This window comes from Actinocatenispora thailandica (genome assembly GCF_016865425.1).
Classification (GTDB): domain Bacteria; phylum Actinomycetota; class Actinomycetes; order Mycobacteriales; family Micromonosporaceae; genus Actinocatenispora; species Actinocatenispora thailandica.
Map to the genome: position 1 here is coordinate 3,178,671 of NZ_AP023355.1, position 15,270 is coordinate 3,193,940.

General features: G+C 75.8%; 17 protein-coding genes. 7 read left to right on the top strand and 10 right to left on the bottom strand.

Features of this window, described 5'->3' with window-relative positions; genetic code table 11:
* Positions 1-13: 13 nt before the first annotated feature.
* On the bottom strand, positions 14-1,006 hold the full coding sequence (locus Athai_RS14095; protein ID WP_203961906.1) for an alpha/beta hydrolase: 993 nt from the start codon (positions 1,004-1,006) through the stop codon (positions 14-16).
* A gap of 251 nt (positions 1,007-1,257) precedes the next feature.
* Here Athai_RS14095 and Athai_RS14100 point away from each other — a divergent pair, with 251 nt between their 5' ends.
* The 3 genes from Athai_RS14100 to Athai_RS14110 are packed head-to-tail and all read left to right on the top strand — an operon-like array spanning position 1,258 to position 3,475.
* Positions 1,258-2,007, top strand: a complete 750-nt coding sequence (locus tag Athai_RS14100; protein WP_203961907.1) for an FkbM family methyltransferase — start codon at positions 1,258-1,260, stop codon at positions 2,005-2,007.
* Between the two features lie 46 nt (positions 2,008-2,053).
* Entirely contained in the window at positions 2,054-2,596 is a 543-nt protein-coding gene (locus tag Athai_RS14105; protein WP_203961908.1) for a DinB family protein, read from the top strand.
* A gap of 42 nt (positions 2,597-2,638) precedes the next feature.
* A complete protein-coding gene (locus Athai_RS14110; RefSeq protein WP_203961909.1) occupies positions 2,639-3,475 on the top strand; it encodes an aminoglycoside adenylyltransferase domain-containing protein in 837 nt (278 codons plus the stop codon).
* Positions 3,476-3,478: 3 nt separating this feature from the next.
* Here Athai_RS14110 and Athai_RS14115 read toward each other — a convergent pair whose 3' ends face one another.
* A complete protein-coding gene (locus tag Athai_RS14115; RefSeq protein ID WP_203961910.1) occupies positions 3,479-4,735 on the bottom strand; it encodes an alpha/beta hydrolase family protein in 1,257 nt (418 codons plus the stop codon).
* Between the two features lie 51 nt (positions 4,736-4,786).
* On the opposite strand from Athai_RS14115, the gene Athai_RS14120 reads away from it, so the two are divergent.
* Positions 4,787-5,314: a helix-turn-helix domain-containing protein gene (locus Athai_RS14120; protein WP_203961911.1), complete on the top strand. Its 528-nt coding sequence runs from the start codon at positions 4,787-4,789 to the stop codon at positions 5,312-5,314.
* A 6-nt stretch (positions 5,315-5,320) separates the two neighbouring features.
* Here Athai_RS14120 and Athai_RS14125 read toward each other — a convergent pair whose 3' ends face one another.
* The 3 genes from Athai_RS14125 to Athai_RS14135 all read right to left on the bottom strand — a co-directional run bounded on the left by Athai_RS14125 (position 5,321) and on the right by Athai_RS14135 (position 8,128).
* Entirely contained in the window at positions 5,321-5,938 is a 618-nt protein-coding gene (locus tag Athai_RS14125; RefSeq protein WP_239156922.1) for a GyrI-like domain-containing protein, read from the bottom strand.
* 19 nt (positions 5,939-5,957) lie between these two features.
* A complete protein-coding gene (locus Athai_RS14130; RefSeq protein WP_203961913.1) occupies positions 5,958-7,283 on the bottom strand; it encodes an MFS transporter in 1,326 nt (441 codons plus the stop codon).
* Positions 7,284-7,513: 230 nt separating this feature from the next.
* The gene (locus tag Athai_RS14135) at positions 7,514-8,128 is read right to left on the bottom strand and encodes a TetR/AcrR family transcriptional regulator (protein ID WP_203961914.1); all 615 of its coding nucleotides are present in this window, start codon (positions 8,126-8,128) and stop codon (positions 7,514-7,516) included.
* A 166-nt stretch (positions 8,129-8,294) separates the two neighbouring features.
* Here Athai_RS14135 and Athai_RS14140 point away from each other — a divergent pair, with 166 nt between their 5' ends.
* Both Athai_RS14140 and Athai_RS14145 read left to right on the top strand, forming a co-directional pair.
* On the top strand, positions 8,295-8,702 hold the full coding sequence (locus tag Athai_RS14140; protein ID WP_203961915.1) for a YciI family protein: 408 nt from the start codon (positions 8,295-8,297) through the stop codon (positions 8,700-8,702).
* The gene (locus Athai_RS14145) at positions 8,699-9,844 is read left to right on the top strand and encodes an RNA polymerase sigma factor (RefSeq protein WP_203961916.1); all 1,146 of its coding nucleotides are present in this window, start codon (positions 8,699-8,701) and stop codon (positions 9,842-9,844) included. Before Athai_RS14140 ends, Athai_RS14145 begins: the two co-directional genes overlap by 4 nt.
* Here the strand turns inward: Athai_RS14145 and Athai_RS14150 are convergent.
* Together Athai_RS14150 and Athai_RS14155 are read right to left on the bottom strand one after the other, a co-directional pair.
* Positions 9,839-10,498 carry a response regulator gene (locus Athai_RS14150; protein ID WP_203961917.1) on the bottom strand — a complete coding sequence of 220 codons (660 nt, stop codon included), beginning with the start codon at positions 10,496-10,498 and terminating at the stop codon, positions 9,839-9,841. The genes Athai_RS14145 and Athai_RS14150 overlap by 6 nt on opposite strands.
* Positions 10,486-11,652 (bottom strand): sensor histidine kinase, encoded by a 1,167-nt coding sequence (locus Athai_RS14155; RefSeq protein ID WP_239156923.1) that lies wholly within the window; start codon positions 11,650-11,652, stop codon positions 10,486-10,488. The genes Athai_RS14150 and Athai_RS14155 overlap by 13 nt, the downstream gene beginning before the upstream one ends.
* Before the next feature lie 172 nt (positions 11,653-11,824).
* Between Athai_RS14155 and Athai_RS14160 the strand changes: the two genes are divergently transcribed.
* A complete protein-coding gene (locus Athai_RS14160; RefSeq protein WP_203961918.1) occupies positions 11,825-12,226 on the top strand; it encodes a DUF6069 family protein in 402 nt (133 codons plus the stop codon).
* Between the two features lie 84 nt (positions 12,227-12,310).
* Here the strand turns inward: Athai_RS14160 and Athai_RS14165 are convergent, their stop codons facing one another.
* The 3 genes from Athai_RS14165 to Athai_RS14175 form a co-directional block, all read right to left on the bottom strand.
* Positions 12,311-13,108 (bottom strand): Fpg/Nei family DNA glycosylase, encoded by a 798-nt coding sequence (locus Athai_RS14165; RefSeq protein ID WP_203961919.1) that lies wholly within the window; start codon positions 13,106-13,108, stop codon positions 12,311-12,313.
* A 48-nt stretch (positions 13,109-13,156) separates the two neighbouring features.
* Entirely contained in the window at positions 13,157-13,942 is a 786-nt protein-coding gene (locus Athai_RS14170) for a putative protein N(5)-glutamine methyltransferase (RefSeq protein WP_203961920.1), read from the bottom strand.
* A gap of 321 nt (positions 13,943-14,263) precedes the next feature.
* Positions 14,264-15,151 carry an aminoglycoside phosphotransferase family protein gene (locus Athai_RS14175; protein ID WP_239156924.1) on the bottom strand — a complete coding sequence of 296 codons (888 nt, stop codon included), beginning with the start codon at positions 15,149-15,151 and terminating at the stop codon, positions 14,264-14,266.
* Positions 15,152-15,270 lie beyond the last annotated feature (119 nt).

A 15,270-nucleotide genomic window follows, 5' to 3' on the forward strand; every position in this document is an offset into this window, starting at 1 on the left:
TCGTGCGGGCAGCTCACGCGGTCAGGATGGCGGCGAGGGCGGCGAGCGATCCGGTACCGGCGGCGAGGTAGTGGTCGTGGTCGGTGACGCCGGCGGTGCAGAACGGTCGGGCGCCGAACGCCGGGTCGGTGGGGCGGCGGCCGTGCCCGAAGCCCCAGCGGCGGACCCCGGGTACGAAACGGGTCCAGTCGCCGGGGGCGCAGGCGGCCCAGATCCGCGCCGTGGCGAACAGTTCGGCGGCGGTGTCGACGCCCACTCCCGGGGATCCGAACACCGCGACGTCGCGGACCTGCGCGGGCAGCCGGGCGGCGGCCAGCCCGATGACCACCGAGCCGTAGCTGTGTCCCAGCAGCATGAGCGCCGCGTGCGGCGCCACCACCGTCAGGCCGCGGACGAACCGGGTCAGGGCGGTGGCGCCGGCGGCGGCGAGCTGCTGCCGAGCCACGTCGATCCCGGGTCCGCGTGGGGTGCGGTAGCCGAGCCACGCGACGACCGAGACCCGGTTCGGGCGCAGCGCGTCGGCGGCCCGGTAGAGGTTCACCGCCTGGACCGCGGGGGCCCGGTGCCGGCGCCCGCCCAGCCCGCGGGCGAAGTCGGCGAGCCGGGTGTCGGCGCCCGGTACCAGCACGGCGACCCGGTCGGCGGTGCGCAGGTCGCCGTACACCAGGGCGACCCGGCCCGGCGGCGCCGGATCGAACAGCAGGTACTGGCCGCTCCAGGCGCCGAACCGGGTGGGCCGCATCCGCCGCCGGTTCGCCGCGTACCGCATGGCCGGTGGTGCGCCGTCGAGGGTGCCGACCGCGGCGGGGAAGCGGGCGGTGAGTCGCCGCCGCACCGGCTCGGTCAACCCGGTGAGGTAGTCGTGTACCGCCTGCGGCGACACGTCGACGGGCGCCGCCGGGCTCGGCTGCCCGGGGTGCCGCCCGGCCGCGGCGATGGCTCGGACCAGGTTGGTCTGGGCGCGCGGTGGGGTCCGGTGCGGGGCGAGGAGCGTCGAGGTACGCACGGCGCCGAGTGTGCGGCGCGCGCCGGCGGCGGGGCATCGGCCCGGCGGCTACCTCCGGCACCGCGGTGACTGCCCGCGAGGCGTACGCCGCGGAACCGATGACGCGCCCCCGGCTCGGCGCCTAGCGTCGGCCACGTTCGCCGAACCGGCCGGTACCGGCACCGGTGCCGCACCCGCCGCGGTGACCTGCGCTCCGCCCGGCCCGGACGCCCGCCGACACCCGGCCCGATCATCCCGATGTCAGGAGACCAATGTACCGCCTCGACCGGCCCACCGTGACCGCCACGGTGGCCAACCTGCTCGCCCGCTGGACGCCGTACCTGGACACCGAGCTGTACACGCTGCCCGGCCTGGTCCGGCCCGGGGACGTCTGCGTGGACGTCGGTTCCGCGGCCGGGCTGTACAGCCAGGCGTTGTCGCAGCTGGCCGGGCCGACCGGGCAGGTGCACAGCGTCGAGCCGGTGACGTTCTCGCATCCGGTGTGGTCGCGGGTACTGGGTGCGCGCCGGCGTGGCAACGTCTGCCACCACGCGGTGGCGATCGGCGCCGAGCCGGGGCGGCTGGCGATGCGGGTGCCGTTCGACGAGCGGGGGCCGGCGACCAGCCGCTCGTTCCTGGACTGGCACACCCACGGGGTCGGCTCCAACGCCGAGTACCCGTACCACGTCGACGTGCCGGTGCCGGTGGAGACGCTGGACGGGCTGTGCGCGGACGGCCACCTGACCCGGCTGGACTTCCTCAAGATCGACGTGGAGGGCGGTGAGCTGCACGTGCTGCACGGTGGGCGGCAGGCGATCGAACGGTACCGGCCGACGATGCTGATCGAGATCGAGGCGCGGCACACGGCCCGGTACGACTACGCGGCGGACGAGGTCGCGGCCTGGCTGACCGGGCGCGGCTACCAGATGTACGCGTGGCGTCGCGGTTGGCAGCCGGTGGAGGCGGTGTGCGTGCACGCCAACAACTATCTGTTCCGGCCGCGCGACTCGGCGGCCCGCTGACCCGACCCGCTTGCGGCCACGCACCGTCACCGGGCAGGCTCTGGCCATGAGCGACATGTGGGCCGAGGGTGCCGAGGATCCGCGCGACTACGGCAACCCGGTGGGGGAGAAGGCGACGCTGCGGGGGTATCTGTCGAACTACCGGCTGACGCTGGGGATGAAGTGCGACGGGCTGGACGCCGAGCAGCTCGCCCGCCGTTCGGTGCAGCCGAGCACGATGAGCCTGCTCGGGTTGATCCGGCACATGGCGAGCGTGGAGCATCACTGGTTCCAGCGGGTGCTGCAGGGCCATCCGGAGCAGCCGCGGCTCTACCGCACCGCCGACGACCGGGACGCCGACTTCAACGGTGCGATCGGCGAGCAGGCGGTGGTCGACGAGGCGTTCGCCAGCTGGCGGCAGCAGATCGCCCGCGCCGACGCGTGGCTCGACGAGCTGGCCGAGGCAGACCTGGGCCGCGAGGTCCCGCTCGGCGACGACGACACGGTGAGCATCCGCGACGTGCTGGTGCACATGGTCGAGGAGTACGCCCGGCACGCCGGTCATGCCGACCTGATCCGGGAACGCATCGACGGCCGCACCGGCCAGTAGCGTCCCCGTCGCCGCGTCGGGGCGACGGGTAGCGTGCCGCGCATGGTGAACGAGCGGCTGCCGGGCGAGGTGCAGCAGGCGGTGTCGGTGTTCCTGGCCGCCGTCGATGCCGCGGCGCCGGGCCTGGTGACCGGGTTCTATCTGGTCGGGTCGGTGGCGCTGGGTGACTTCCACCCGACCGGCGCCGGTCGGGGCCCGTTCAGTACCGCCAGCGACATCGACTTCGTCGCCGTGCTGTCCCGGCGCACCGACGCGGACACCGCGGCGCTGGCCGGCGCGCAGGCGCGGGTCGTTGCCGAGCGGTCACGCCCGTCCTTCGACGGGTGCTGCCTGACCGAGGCCGAACTCGCGGCCGGGCCGGACGGCTGCCCCGGCGTACCGTGCTGGCAGTCCGGCCGGTTCGCGCCGGCCGGCCGGTTCGCGATCAATCCGGTGACGTTCTGCGAGCTGGCCCGGCACGGTGTCGCGGTGCGCGGTCGGCAACCGGCCGAGCTGGACGTGTGGCACGACCCGGCGGCGTTGCGCGCGTTCACCGCCGACAACCTGCGCTCGTACTGGCGGCCCGCGTGGCGCAAGGGCCGTCGTCCGGGCCCGGTGCGGTTCGCCGTCGGGCTCACCGGTTGGTATCCGGTGTGGACGGTGCTGGGGGTCAGCCGGCTGCACTACACGCTGGCGACCGGCGAGATGACCTCCAAGTGCGGTGCCGGCCGGTACGCGCGGGAGTCGTTCGACCCGCGCTGGCACCGGATCCTGGACGAGAGTCTGGCGCTGCGCACCGGCGGCGCCGAGGGGCGCCGCGGCTACCGCAACCCGCTGTCGCGGCGCCGGGACACCCTCGCCTACCTGGACGCCACGATCGACGCGGCGCTCGCCCTGTGATCCTCAGCGGTCGGCGGTGAGCCATCCGGCGAGGTCGTCGACCAGCGCCCGGTCGACGTGCTGCGGGGCCAGGTAGTCGGCCGGGCCGGACGGTCCGGTGCCGGGGAAGAACAGGTGGTTGTCCGCCGGGTACACCCGGATCGTCACGTGGGGGCGGGCACCGAGGGCTTCACGCCAGCGGGCCAGGTCGTCGGCGACGGTGACCTGGTAGTCGCGACCGCCCTGGGCGATGAGCATCGGTACCGTGAGCCCGGCCGCGGTGCCGACCGGGTCGTAGCCGCGCCGGTCCAGCCAGTACGAGCCGGGAAAGCCGAACGGCAGCTCGCTGGCCGGGGTGTCGGCGGTCAGCGCGGCGCTGTCCACCGTCGCGGCCTGCTGGACGATCGTCGCGACCGTCGCATCGGCCGCGGGGCCCGGTTCGAGTGCGGCGAGGTGGCGGGCGACGCGGACCGCGGAGTGCTGCATCGGCTGCGCCTCGGCGGCGAGCAGCACCAGCCCGGCCACGCTCGCGCCGGCCGCCGCGATGCGCGGGGCGACGGTGGCGCCCATGCTGTGCCCGACCAGGAAGACCCGGTCCGGGTCGACGGACGGTTCGCGGCGCAGCAGGTCGACGGCGGCCAGTGCGCCCGGCAGGTACTCGTCGGCCAGGGTGAACCCGGGGCGCTGCCAGGTGCCCGGATCGAGGTGGGTGAGCTTGTCGAAGCGCAGTACCGCCACGCCGCGGTCGGCGAGCCCCCAGGCCAGGTCCTTCAGCGGCTTGTTCGGCCCGCTGGTGGCGTCCCGGTCGAACGGGCCGCCGCCGGGGAGCAGGACCACGGCCGGGGTCGGTGCGGCGTCGCGCGGCAGGCTGAGGGTGCCGGGCAGTTCGTCGTGGCCGGCGGCCAGGGTGACCGGCCGTTCGGCGAACCGCTCCGGCCGGGCGTACTCCGGTGGCGACCACGGCGTCTCGTCGGCGGGCGCCAGCCGCAGCCCGTGCAGGTACCCGGTGTCGTCGACCGACATCACCACGGCGAACGAGTCCCGCGCGCAGTGCACCGGCACCCGAACGCGCACCAGCCCGGCGGCCGGCTGCTCTGCCACCGGGTCGCCGAGGTTGCGAACCGCGCCGTGGGCGCCGACCTGGGCGAGCCAGGCCAGCCGCAGCGCGTCCGCGGTGACGGCGGCCCGCAGTGGTGCCGCGAACCGGGCGGCGATGCGCGCGAAGTCGTCGTCGCGGGCCCATGTCACCACCGCGGTGGCGACCGTGCCGGGAGCTGTCATCGGCCATCCTTTCTCATACTTGCGAACGGTAGCATGGATAAGATCGATGGCATGGACACCCTCGAACTGCTGGCCCACCCGGTACGACTGCGCGTGGTGCACGCGCTGCGTGGCGCGCGGATCCTGACCACCGCACAGCTGGCCGCGCAGCTCCCGGACGTCTCCAGGGCCACCGTCTACCGGCACCTCGAGGTCATGGCCGCCGCCGGGGTACTGGAGGTCGCCGACGAGCGGCGGGTCCGCGGCGCGGTGGAACGCCGGTACCGGCTGAGCCCGGAGCGGGCCGCGATCGACGCCGAGACCCTGCGGTCGATGTCGGCCGACGAGCACCGGGCGGCCTTCACCGCCGCGCTGGCCGCGCTGATCGCCGAGTTCGACCGCTACCTGGACGGGCCGGCCGCCGACCCGGTGGCCGACCTGGTCGGCTACCGGCAGCACGCGCTGTGGCTCGGCCCGGACGAGCTGACCGCGCTGATCGGCCAGCTGCAGCAGGCGATCGCGCCGCTGCTGGCCAACCGGCCGGAACCGGGCCGCACCCGGTACCTGCTGAGCCCGATCCTGTTTCCGGCGGCCGAGTAGCGTCGGTCAGCCGCGGGCCCCGACCGGCTGGCGCAGCACGGTCCGGAGCTTCTCCGGCGCGGTACGGCGCGGATCGCCGAGGTAGATCTCGTGGTGCCGGCCGGTCGGCACCAGTCCGTGGGCGGGCAGGTAGTGCTCGTGCAGCTCGGCCAGCACCGGCGTCTCGTCGTCGTACGAGCCGACGTGCAGCACCTGCGCGCTGGGCCCCTCGTGCAGGCCCAGCTCGCGCACGCTGGCGATCGCCGGGTTCCCCTTCTTCGCCAGCGCGGCGGCCCGCGCGCCCGCGACCTGCTCGGCGGTCACCGGCGCGGGGAGGCTGATCAGCATCGTCCAGTTCCAGGAATCCTTGTCGCGGGCGGTGAACACCCGCGGATCGTCGGCCCACCACAGCCCCTCCAGCGGGCCGACGACGAAGTCGTCCCCGGTGCGCTTGGCGGCGAACTTCAGCGTGTACGCCACCGCGTACAGCGCCTCGACCGCCCTGGCGTAGGCGGGTGCGGTGTTCGGATCGCCGGTGCCGTCGACGGCGAGGAACCGCTGCGCGGGCACGTCCACGATCTCCCACCCGGTGTTGCGCGGCGCGTAGAGCCGCCGGTGGTCACGCTTGATGTCGTACGGCGCCACGGTTCCTCCCGTTCGGATGTCAGCGCAATGATGCCCCGGTGGGCCGTCCCGGCAGCCGCAGGGCCGGCAGCAGACCGACCGCGGCGAGCGCGGCGAGTGCAAGCAACGCCGGGGCCGCGGCGGCGGCCGACAGTGCGGCCCCGGTGGGTCGGCCGGCCTGCATGATGCTCGCCGCGACGGCGATGCCGACGGTGGGTCCGACGTTCATCGCGGTCTGCTTCAACCCCCCGACGACCCCCGCATACCCGGCCGGGGCGTCGCCGACCACGGTGCCGGTGGCGGTCACCATCACCGCGGCGAACCCGGCGCCGAGCACCGCCAGCGTGCCGCCGACCGCGACGCCCGCGCCGGCCGGCACGAACCGGGCCAGCCCGGCCAGCGCCAGCACCACCAGCGCCGATCCGGTCGCCGCCACCCGCCGCGGCCCGTACCGGCGCAGCGCCGCGCTGGACAGCGGCGCGCCGAGCACCATCAGTACGGTCAGCGGCAGTACCCGCAGGCCGGCCCGCAGCGGGTCGAGGCCGAGCACGTCCTGCAGGCAGAACGTGGCGACGAACAGCGCCCCGAACAACCCGCCCGCGGTGACCAGCAGCAGACCGATCGCCGCGGTCACCGGCCGGGCGGCAGCGACACTGCGGGGCACGATCGGTGCGGCGGCCCGACGCTCGTGCGCGAGCAGCGCCACCAGCCCCGCGGCCGTACCGGCGGCGCCGGCCACCGTGGACGCCCCGGTCCAGCCGTGCAGCGGCACACCGACCAGCGTGTACACCCCGAGCGCCAGCACCGCGGCGAGCAACGCGGCGCCACCCAGGTCGGTACGCGACCTCGCGCGACGAGCCGCCGGTACCCGGATCGCCAGCGCGACCGCGGCGATGGCGATCGCCACCGGCACGTTCAGCACGAACACGCTGCGCCAGCCGAGCTGCGCGACCAGCACGCCGCCCAGGACGGGGCCGGCGGCGCCGGCGAGGCCGATGCCGGCGGTGCGCACCGCGACCGGCCCGGCGAGCCGCTCCGGCGGGTACCGCAGTCGCAGCAGCGCGAGCGTGGCCGGCTGCAGCAGCGCGCCGAACACCCCCTGCGCGGCACGCAGCCCGATCACCCAACCGATGTCCGGTGCCAGCGCGATGCCGGCGGAGGCCGCGCCGAAGCCCAGCACCCCCACCACCAGCAGCCGCCGGTGCCCGTACCGGTCGCCGATCCGGCCGGCGACCACCAGCAACGCCGCCACCGCGACCAGGTAGCCGGTGCCGGTCCACTGCACCTGCGCCATCGTGGCGTGCAGCTCGCGTTGCAGGCTCGGCTGCGCCAGCAGCAACAGCGTGCCGTCCAGCGCGACCAGCATCGCGCCCGCGACGCTCGCCGCCAACGCCGCCGAGCGCGCGAGCGCCCCGCGCGCCGCGGCCCCTGGCCCGGCGACACGGCCGGCTGGTTCCGCGGCACGGTCCGCTGTGTTCGGCCCGGCGGGTTCCTGCCCGCGTACCGGTGCTCGGGATCCCGGGACGCGGTTGGCCGCCTTCGTGCCGCGCACCGGCGCGCGGGATCCGGCGCCCGGGCCGGCCGGTTTCTTGCCGTTCACCGGTCTTCGGGGCCCAGGTGGGCGGCCAGTACCGCATCGACCAGCCGGTCGGTCTGGGCGGCGGCGTGGTCGGGATCGTCGTCGCCCAGCGCCAGCCCGACCGCGCCCCAGCGGCCGAGCTGGGCGACGCCGTGCAGGTTGGTCCACAGCGCGATCGCGACCAGCTGCGCGGGCGTCGCGGGGGCCGGCCGGGAGGCCTCGATCAGCTCGACCAGGCCGCGAAACAGCGGCATGCTCGTTTCCCGCAGCGCTGGTGCGCCGGTGGCACTCGCCTCGCCGCGCAGCAGGTCGTGCCGGAACATCAGCTCGAACATGCCGGGTCGCTCCCGGGCGTAGCGGACGTAGGCGTGTGCCGCCGCGGCCAGCTGCTGCCGGGCGGGCGCGGCGCGGTCGGTGCCGGCGGCGATCCGGCCGGCCAGATCGGTGAAGCCGCGGCGGGCGATCGCGGCGAGCAGCGAGCGGTGGGTCGGGAAGTAGCGGCGGGGCGCGCCGTGCGAGACCCCGGCCCGGCGGGCGATCTCCCGTAGCCCGACCGACTCCGCGCCGCCGGTGCACACCAGCTCGACGCCGGCGTCGATCAACCGGTCTCGCAGTGAGCCCGTCGTGTCCATAGACAGTGTCTACCAGATGGCGGTAGACACTGTCTATCGCGTCCCGGGTACCGGCGCGAAACATCCGGCGGAAAAATGTCTGCGGTGGATGTCGAGAACGCGGACCCGGCTTCGTCCCTGGGGTGAACGCGGCCGACGCAGGCCGTACCGGATCGAGGAGAACACGATGGCCAAGTACCTGTTGCTCAAGCACTACCGGGGCGCGCCGGCGGCGGTCAACGACGTACCGATGGACCAGTGGACGCCCGAGGAGGTCACCGCGCACCTCAAGTACATGGACGACTTCGCCAAGCGGCTGGAGCGCGACGGCGAGTACGTCGGAGGGGTGGCGCTGTCACCGGAGGGTACGTTCGTGCGCTACGACGGCGAGGGCCGCCCGCCGGTCACCGACGGCCCGTTCGCCGAGACCAAGGACCTCGTCGCCGGCTGGATGGTGATCGACGTGGACAGCTACGAGCGGGCGGTGCAACTGGCCGGTGAGCTGTCCGCCGCGCCGGGCGCCGGCGGCAGGCCGATCCACGAGTGGCTGGAGCTGCGCCCGTTCCTGGCCAACCACGCGGACACCACCGAGTGAACGACTCGCTGCTGCGGGAGCTGGTCCCCGCGGTCATCGCCGTCCTCGTCCGGCGCGGAGCAGACTTCGCGACGGCCGAGGACGCGGTGCAGGAGGCCCTGATCGAGGCGGTACGGGCCTGGCCGCGGCATCCACCGCGGGAGCCGAAGGCGTGGCTGGTCACCGTGGCATGGCGCAAGTTCCTCGACGCGGCCCGCGCCGACGCCGCCCGGCGCCGGCGCGAGGAACGCGTCGACGACGAACCGGCGCCCGAGCCGGGCGCGGCGGGCGACGACACGCTCCAGCTGTACTTCCTGTGCGCCCACCCGTCGCTGAGCCCGGCGTCGGCCGTGGCGCTGACCCTGCGCGCCGTCGGTGGGCTCACCACCCGGCAGATCGCCCAGGCATACCTGGTGCCGGAGGCGACCATGGCGCAGCGCATCAGCCGGGCCAAGCGGACCGTGTCGCGCGTCCGGTTCGATCAGCCCGGCGACCTGGGCACCGTGCTGCGAGTGCTGTACCTGGTGTTCAACGAGGGGTACTCGGGCGACGTCGACCTCGCCGCCGAGGCGATCCGGCTCACCCGCCAGTTGGCCGCGCGCACCACGCACGAGGAGGTGGCCGGGCTGCTCGCGTTGATGCTGCTGCACCACGCGCGGCGCCCGGCCCGTACCGGCGCGGACGGCCAGCTCATCCCGCTCGCCGAGCAGGACCGCGGCCGGTGGGACACCCGGCTGATCGCCGAGGGCATCGACGTGCTGCAGGCCGCGCTCGCCCGCGACCGGCTCGGCGAGTACCAGGCCCAGGCGGCGATCGCGGCGCTGCACGCCGACGCGCCGACCGCGGCCGACACCGACTGGGTGCAGATCGTCGAGTGGTACGACGAGCTCGTCGCGCTCACCGGCAGCCCGATCGTGCGGCTCAACCGGGCCGTCGCGGTGGGCGAGGCAGACGGCCCGCAGGCCGGGCTGGCCGCCCTGGCCGAACTCGACGAGGCCCTGCCCCGGTACTCGGCGGCCGCCGCCTACCTGCACGAGCGGGCCGGTGAGCCGGCCGCCGCCGCCCGCTGCTACGCCGAGGCGGCACGCGCCGCGTCCACCGTGCCCGAACGCGACCACCTGACCCGGCAGGCCGCCCGGCTCAACACCCAGCTGCGGTCATAACCCGGCGTCGTGGCCGAGCAGCGCGATCTGGGTGCGGTTGTCCAGGTCGAGCTTGGTCAGGATGTGCGAGACGTGCGCCTTGACGGTGGCGACGCTCATCGACAGCTCCGCGGCGATCTCCGCGTTGCTGCGGCCCCGGGTCACCGCCACCGTGACGTCGCGTTCGCGCTGGCTGAGCCCGGCCACCGCCGCCCGCGCCCGCTCGTAGCGGGACGCCTGGTGCGCGGCGCGGTCCATCAGCCGGCGCAACACCCCCGGCGACAGCATCGGCTCGCCGGCGGCGACCCGGCAGACCGCGTCGACGATGCGCTCCGGCGGGGTGTCCTTGAGCAGGAAACCGCTGGCGCCGGCCCGCAGCGCCAGCAGGATGTTCTCGTCGGCGTCGAAGGTGGTCAGCACGATCACCTGCGGCGGCGACGACCGGGCGCGCAGCCGGCGGGTGGCGGTGATGCCGTCCACCCGCGGCATCCGCAGGTCCATCAGCACCACGTCAGGGGAGTGCGCGTCGGCCGCCGCCGGCGCCTCGTCGCCGTCGGCGGCCTCGCCGACCACCCGGATACCGCGCGCGCCGTCGAGCATCATCGACAGGCCGGCGCGGACCAGTGCGTCGTCGTCGACCAGCAACACCCGTACCGGTGGGTTCACGCCGGCCATGCTAGCCAGGCCCGCAGCCGGAACCGGCCGGCGGACGCGCCGTGGTCCAGTTCCCCGCCCGCGAGCCGGACCCGCTCGGTGAGGCCGATCAGCCCGGTGCCGGTGCCCGGCAGTACCGGCGGGGCCGGGGTGGCCGGCAGCGGGTTGGTCACCTCGATGACCAGCCGCCCGCCCGGTGCCCCGCTCAGTGCGACGTCCACGGGCGTACCGGCGGCGTGCTTGCGGGCGTTGGTCAGCGCCTCCTGCACCACCCGGTACGCGGTGCGCCCGGCCGCGGCCGGCAGCGCGTCGGCGTCGCTGACCTGGTCGGCCAGCCGTACCCGCATGCCCGCCGTCCGCGACTCCTGCACCAGCCGGGCCAGGTCGGCGAGGGTGGGTTGCGGCGGCGCGTCCGGGTGGTCGTCGTCGCGCAGCACCGAGATCACCTCGCGCAGCTCGTCCAGCGCCTGGTGCACCCCGGTACGGATCACCCCGGCGGCGTGCGCGCGCTGCTCGGCGGGTGCATCCGGCCGGTACTCCAGCGCACCGGCATAGGTGGCGATCAGCGACAGCCGGTGGGCGAGCACGTCGTGCATCTCGCCGGCGATCCGGGCACGTTCGGCGGTACGCGCCTCGGCGACCCGGCGCCCCTGCTCGGCCTCGGCCCGGCGGGCCCGCTCCCGCAGCGAACCGATCAGCGCCCGGCGGGCCCGGGCGAGCGCACCCCAGCCGAACAGAGCGGCGTAGGCGGCGACGATCAGCACCAGCCACCACCCGTACGTGAGGCCGCCGGGCGGCCGCCACGCGCCCTGCACCGCGTGCGCCGCGACACCGCCGAGCGCGATCGCCAGGGCGACCGGCGTCCGGCGGCGCTGCGCCACCAGCAGCACCGCGGCCGAGGCGGCCGGTGTCGCCGCCGGAGACAGTGCGGCCAGCGCGGTCAACAGCACGGCTGCCGCGACCGGTCGCCACAGCAGCAGCGGCGCCGCGGCGACCGCGACCACCCCGACGGTCACGTCGAAAAAGCGCAGGCCGGGCGAGTCGGCGGCGAACCGGGACCAGACCGTCACCGCGGTGAGGCCCGCCATCGCCGCGGTGACGATCACCGCACCGATCAGGGCGGGTACGCCGCACCGCGCCGCCGGCAACTCGTCCGGCCAGGTCGTGTCGTACACGCGGTGACCGTAGCGCCGGCGGCGCGTCGGCCGACACCGACCAAAGTCGCGGTACCCGCCGACCGGAGACGGCGCTGCCAGCGCCGGCCGGCCGATGCGGCGGTCCGGTACCGGCCGGGAAGGTGATGGTCGCGGCCGGGCACCCCCGGCGCCGAACATCCAGGAGGAACTCATGGCCAGTACCGCACGCCCGACCCGGGCGCGGGCGCTCACCGTGGCGGCGGCCGTCGTCGCGGCCGTCCTCGGCTGGGCGCTGTGCGGCCCGGTCGCCGGGATCGATCTGACCGTCACGGTCGGGGCCGGCAGGCAGCGGGTCGGGGCCGGCGCCGTGGTCGTGGCCACGCTGGTCGTCGGGCTCGCCGGGTGGGGGCTGCGGGCGCTGCTGGACCGGCTGACCGCCCGGGCCCGCACGGTGTGGACGGTGCTCGCCGGGATCGTCCTGCTGCTGTCCCTGTCGGGGCCGGTGGGCAGCGCCGCCGACGGCGGCGCGGTCGCCGCGCTGGTCGGCCTGCACCTGCTGGTCGGCCTCGTGCTGCTGGTCGGCCTGCGCGCCGCCGGGCGCACCCCGGCGTGACCGATCCGCCGGGCCCGGGCGCACCGGACTCCGGGGCCCGTGCCGGGCCGGGCGCCCGCGGTGCTGGCGCGCCAGCGGCCCGGGTCAGCCGGGGGCCGTGCCGGGCTGGCAGCGGGGGCACCAGTAGGTGACCCGGTCGCCGGTGCCGTCGCGCCGGATCGGCGTGCCACAGCGGCGGCACGGCAGGGCGCGCCGCCCGTACACGTAGGTGGTCTCGCCGCGGCGCAGCGAACCGGTGGTGCTCTGCGCCCAGCGGTCCCGGTTGGCCGTCAGCGTCCGGTGCGCCAGCTCGACCAGCCCGGGCAGGTCGGACACCGACGACACCGGCGCCCACGGCGAGAGGCCCCGCAGGAACAGCAGCTCGCACTGGTACAGGTTGCCGACCCCGGCCAGGTTGCGCTGGTCCAGCAGGGCCGCCCCGATCGGCCGGTCGGGCCGCGCGGCGAGCCGGCGCGCCGCCGCCGCGGCGTCCCAGTCGGGGCCGAGCAGGTCCGGTCCGAGATGCCCGACGAGCCGGGACTCGTCCCGCGTGGGTACCAGCGCCACGTCGTGCAGCCGGTAGCCGACCGCCACCGAACGTGCCGTGGCCAGCACGACTCGGATGGTGTGTGCCGGCTCGCCGTGGAACCGTTGCCCGGGCCGGTAGATGCGCCAGGTGCCGTCCATCCGCAAGTGCGAGTGCAGCGTCACCCGCCGCCCGTCCGGGGCGACCGCCCGCACCAGCAGATGCTTGCCGCGGCTGCGTACCTCCGGCACCCGCCAGCCGGCGAGATCGGCGGTGGCCAGCGCCGGCAACCGGAAGTCGGTGCGGTCCAGCACCTGGCCGCGCAACGCCGCGTCCAGCTGCCGGGCGTGCAGCCACACCGTGTCTCCCTCGGGCACCCGCCCATTCTGCGCCGGCGCGGCGGCCACGTGGCCGCCGCGCCGAGATCAGGCCGCGCCCGCGGGCTGCGGCTGGACGCCGACGACGACGGTCGCCGCCAGCTCCGGGTCGGTGACCACCGAGATGGCCAGGCCCACGGCGGACATGGCGGCGGCCGTACCGGTCGCCTGGTGCGCGCCGGTCTCGATCAGCAGCCGCCCACCCGGCACCAGCCAGCGCGGCGCCGCGGCGGCGATGCGCCGCTGGACCGACAGCCCGTCCGGCCCGCCGTCCAGCGCGACCAGCGGCTCGTACTCGCGCGCCTCCGCCGGTAGCAGTCCGATCTCGTCCGACGGCACGTACGGCGCGTTCGCCACGAGCACGTCGACCCGGCCGCGCAGCGCCGCCGGCAGCGCCGCGTCCAGGTCACCGCGGTACACCTGCCCGGTCGGCAGGTTGCGCCGGGCGCAGGCCACGGCGGCCGGGTCGATGTCGGCGGCGTGCACCGACAGGGTCGGGTCGTCGGCGGCCACGGCCGCCACGGCGCCGGCCCCGCAGCACAGCTCGACCAGGGTCCCACCGGGCGGGGCGGCCTCGGCCGCGAGCCGGGCGAGCAGTTCGGTGCGGCGGCGCGGGACGAACACGCCGGGTTCGATCGCGAGCCGCCGGCCGGCGAACTCGACGAAGCCGACCACCTGCTCCAGCGGTACGCCGGTGACGCGCCGGGCGACGAGGGCGTCCAGTTCGCTGCGGCTGCCGGCGGCGGCGCCCAGCAGCCGCGCCTCCTCCTCGGCGAACACGCAGCCGGCGGCGCGCAGGGTGGCGATCAGATCGGATGGTGGTGAGACGGGCATGCGGACCTTCCGGTGGCTGGCGGGTCGGGTGCCCGCCCGGGGTCACCGGGCCGTTGCCGCGCCTCGCGGAGGCACCCTGTCGGACCGAGCGTTGACGGGTCTCACCTCCCCGGTTCGGCCGCGCTGGCGCGCGGCATCCATCGACACGGGTAGTTTCCCACGCCGTCCCGGCGGCCCGGCCGGCGCCACCGTCCGGCCGGGCCGCCGGGACGGCTCGGCCCCGACCGGCACGGTGCGCAGCCGCGCCGGCACCGGCAGCCCTGCGCCCAGGACTGTCGTCGGGCAGCCGGACTGCGCCGGCAACCGGACAGTCGCCCGCTGTCACTCGGCGAGCATCGCGGCCAGGGTGCGGCGGGCGGTGTCGGCCATCGTCGGGTTGGTGTGCACGTAGTAGGGCAGCGCGACGATCGCCTGCACCAGCGCCCAGCCGCGACCGCGGCGCCAGGTGCCCTCGTCGACGCCCAGCGCGCGCCGGTAGCGGTCGCGGGCCGCGGCGTCGAACAGGTTCCATGCCGGCATCAGGTCGACGGCCGGGTCACCCACCCGCACCGTGCCCAGATCCAGCACCGCGACCAGGATGCCCTCGCGCAGCAGCAGGTTTCCCGGCATCAGGTCGGCGTGCAGCCAGACACCGGCCCCGCGGTACGGGCCGGCGGCGAGACACTCGTCCCAGATCCGGGCGAGCCGATCGGTGTCGACCAGCCCGGCCGACTCGCGCAGCGCGCCCCGAACGGCGCCGTCCATGCTCGACAGCGGCGAGCCGCGGCCGGTGCTGGTGCCGGTCCGGCCACCGGTGTCGACCGCCCGCAACGCGGCGACGAAGCCAGCCAGGTCGGCGGCGAGCCGTTCCTGGTCGGCGACCGGCCGCCGGTCGGCCGTCGCACCCGACAGCCACCGGCACACCGACCAGTGCCCCGGGTACCCGGCGCCGGGGCCACCGATCGCGACGGTCTCGGGTACCGGCAGCGGCAGGTGCGGTCCGAGCAGCCGGGCGTGGTCGCGCTCGGCCCGCAGTTCCGCGCCGTCGTCGGGCCGCAGCGGGAACCGCAGCACCAGCTCCTCACCCAGCCGGTACAGGGCGTTGACCGTGCCGTGCGAGCCGACCCGCCGCACCGGCAGCGCACCCCACTGCGGGAACTGCTCGGCAACGAGCGCCGCCACCGTGGCCTCGCTCAGGTCCACCTGGTCGTCGTGCATCCGCCCGGTCATCGGCATCCTTCTTTCCTCTCCCTGGCACGGGACCCAGGTCGTTCGACGAAGTGTCCTGTCTGTGCCGGGGAAGCGAGCTGCGGGCACCGGCCGGTATGGCCGGTGCCGCCTGCCGGACG

Excerpts from the sequence above, each read along its gene's own strand:
- Athai_RS14100 (WP_203961907.1), top strand. The coding sequence starts at position 1,258 with ATGTACCGCCTCGACCGGCCCACCGTGACCGCCACGGTGGCCAACCTG.
- Athai_RS14105 (WP_203961908.1), top strand. The coding sequence starts at position 2,054 with ATGAGCGACATGTGGGCCGAGGGTGCCGAGGATCCGCGCGACTACGGC.
- Athai_RS14110 (WP_203961909.1), top strand. The coding sequence starts at position 2,639 with ATGGTGAACGAGCGGCTGCCGGGCGAGGTGCAGCAGGCGGTGTCGGTG.
- Athai_RS14115 (WP_203961910.1), bottom strand. The coding sequence starts at position 4,735 with ATGACAGCTCCCGGCACGGTCGCCACCGCGGTGGTGACATGGGCCCGC.
- Athai_RS14120 (WP_203961911.1), top strand. The coding sequence starts at position 4,787 with ATGGACACCCTCGAACTGCTGGCCCACCCGGTACGACTGCGCGTGGTG.
- Athai_RS14130 (WP_203961913.1), bottom strand. The coding sequence starts at position 7,283 with ATGCTGGTCGCGCTGGACGGCACGCTGTTGCTGCTGGCGCAGCCGAGC.
- Athai_RS14135 (WP_203961914.1), bottom strand. The coding sequence starts at position 8,128 with ATGGACACGACGGGCTCACTGCGAGACCGGTTGATCGACGCCGGCGTC.
- Athai_RS14140 (WP_203961915.1), top strand. The coding sequence starts at position 8,295 with ATGGCCAAGTACCTGTTGCTCAAGCACTACCGGGGCGCGCCGGCGGCG.
- Athai_RS14150 (WP_203961917.1), bottom strand. The coding sequence starts at position 10,498 with ATGGCCGGCGTGAACCCACCGGTACGGGTGTTGCTGGTCGACGACGAC.
- Athai_RS14160 (WP_203961918.1), top strand. The coding sequence starts at position 11,825 with ATGGCCAGTACCGCACGCCCGACCCGGGCGCGGGCGCTCACCGTGGCG.
- Athai_RS14170 (WP_203961920.1), bottom strand. The coding sequence starts at position 13,942 with ATGCCCGTCTCACCACCATCCGATCTGATCGCCACCCTGCGCGCCGCC.
- Athai_RS14175 (WP_239156924.1), bottom strand. The coding sequence starts at position 15,151 with ATGACCGGGCGGATGCACGACGACCAGGTGGACCTGAGCGAGGCCACG.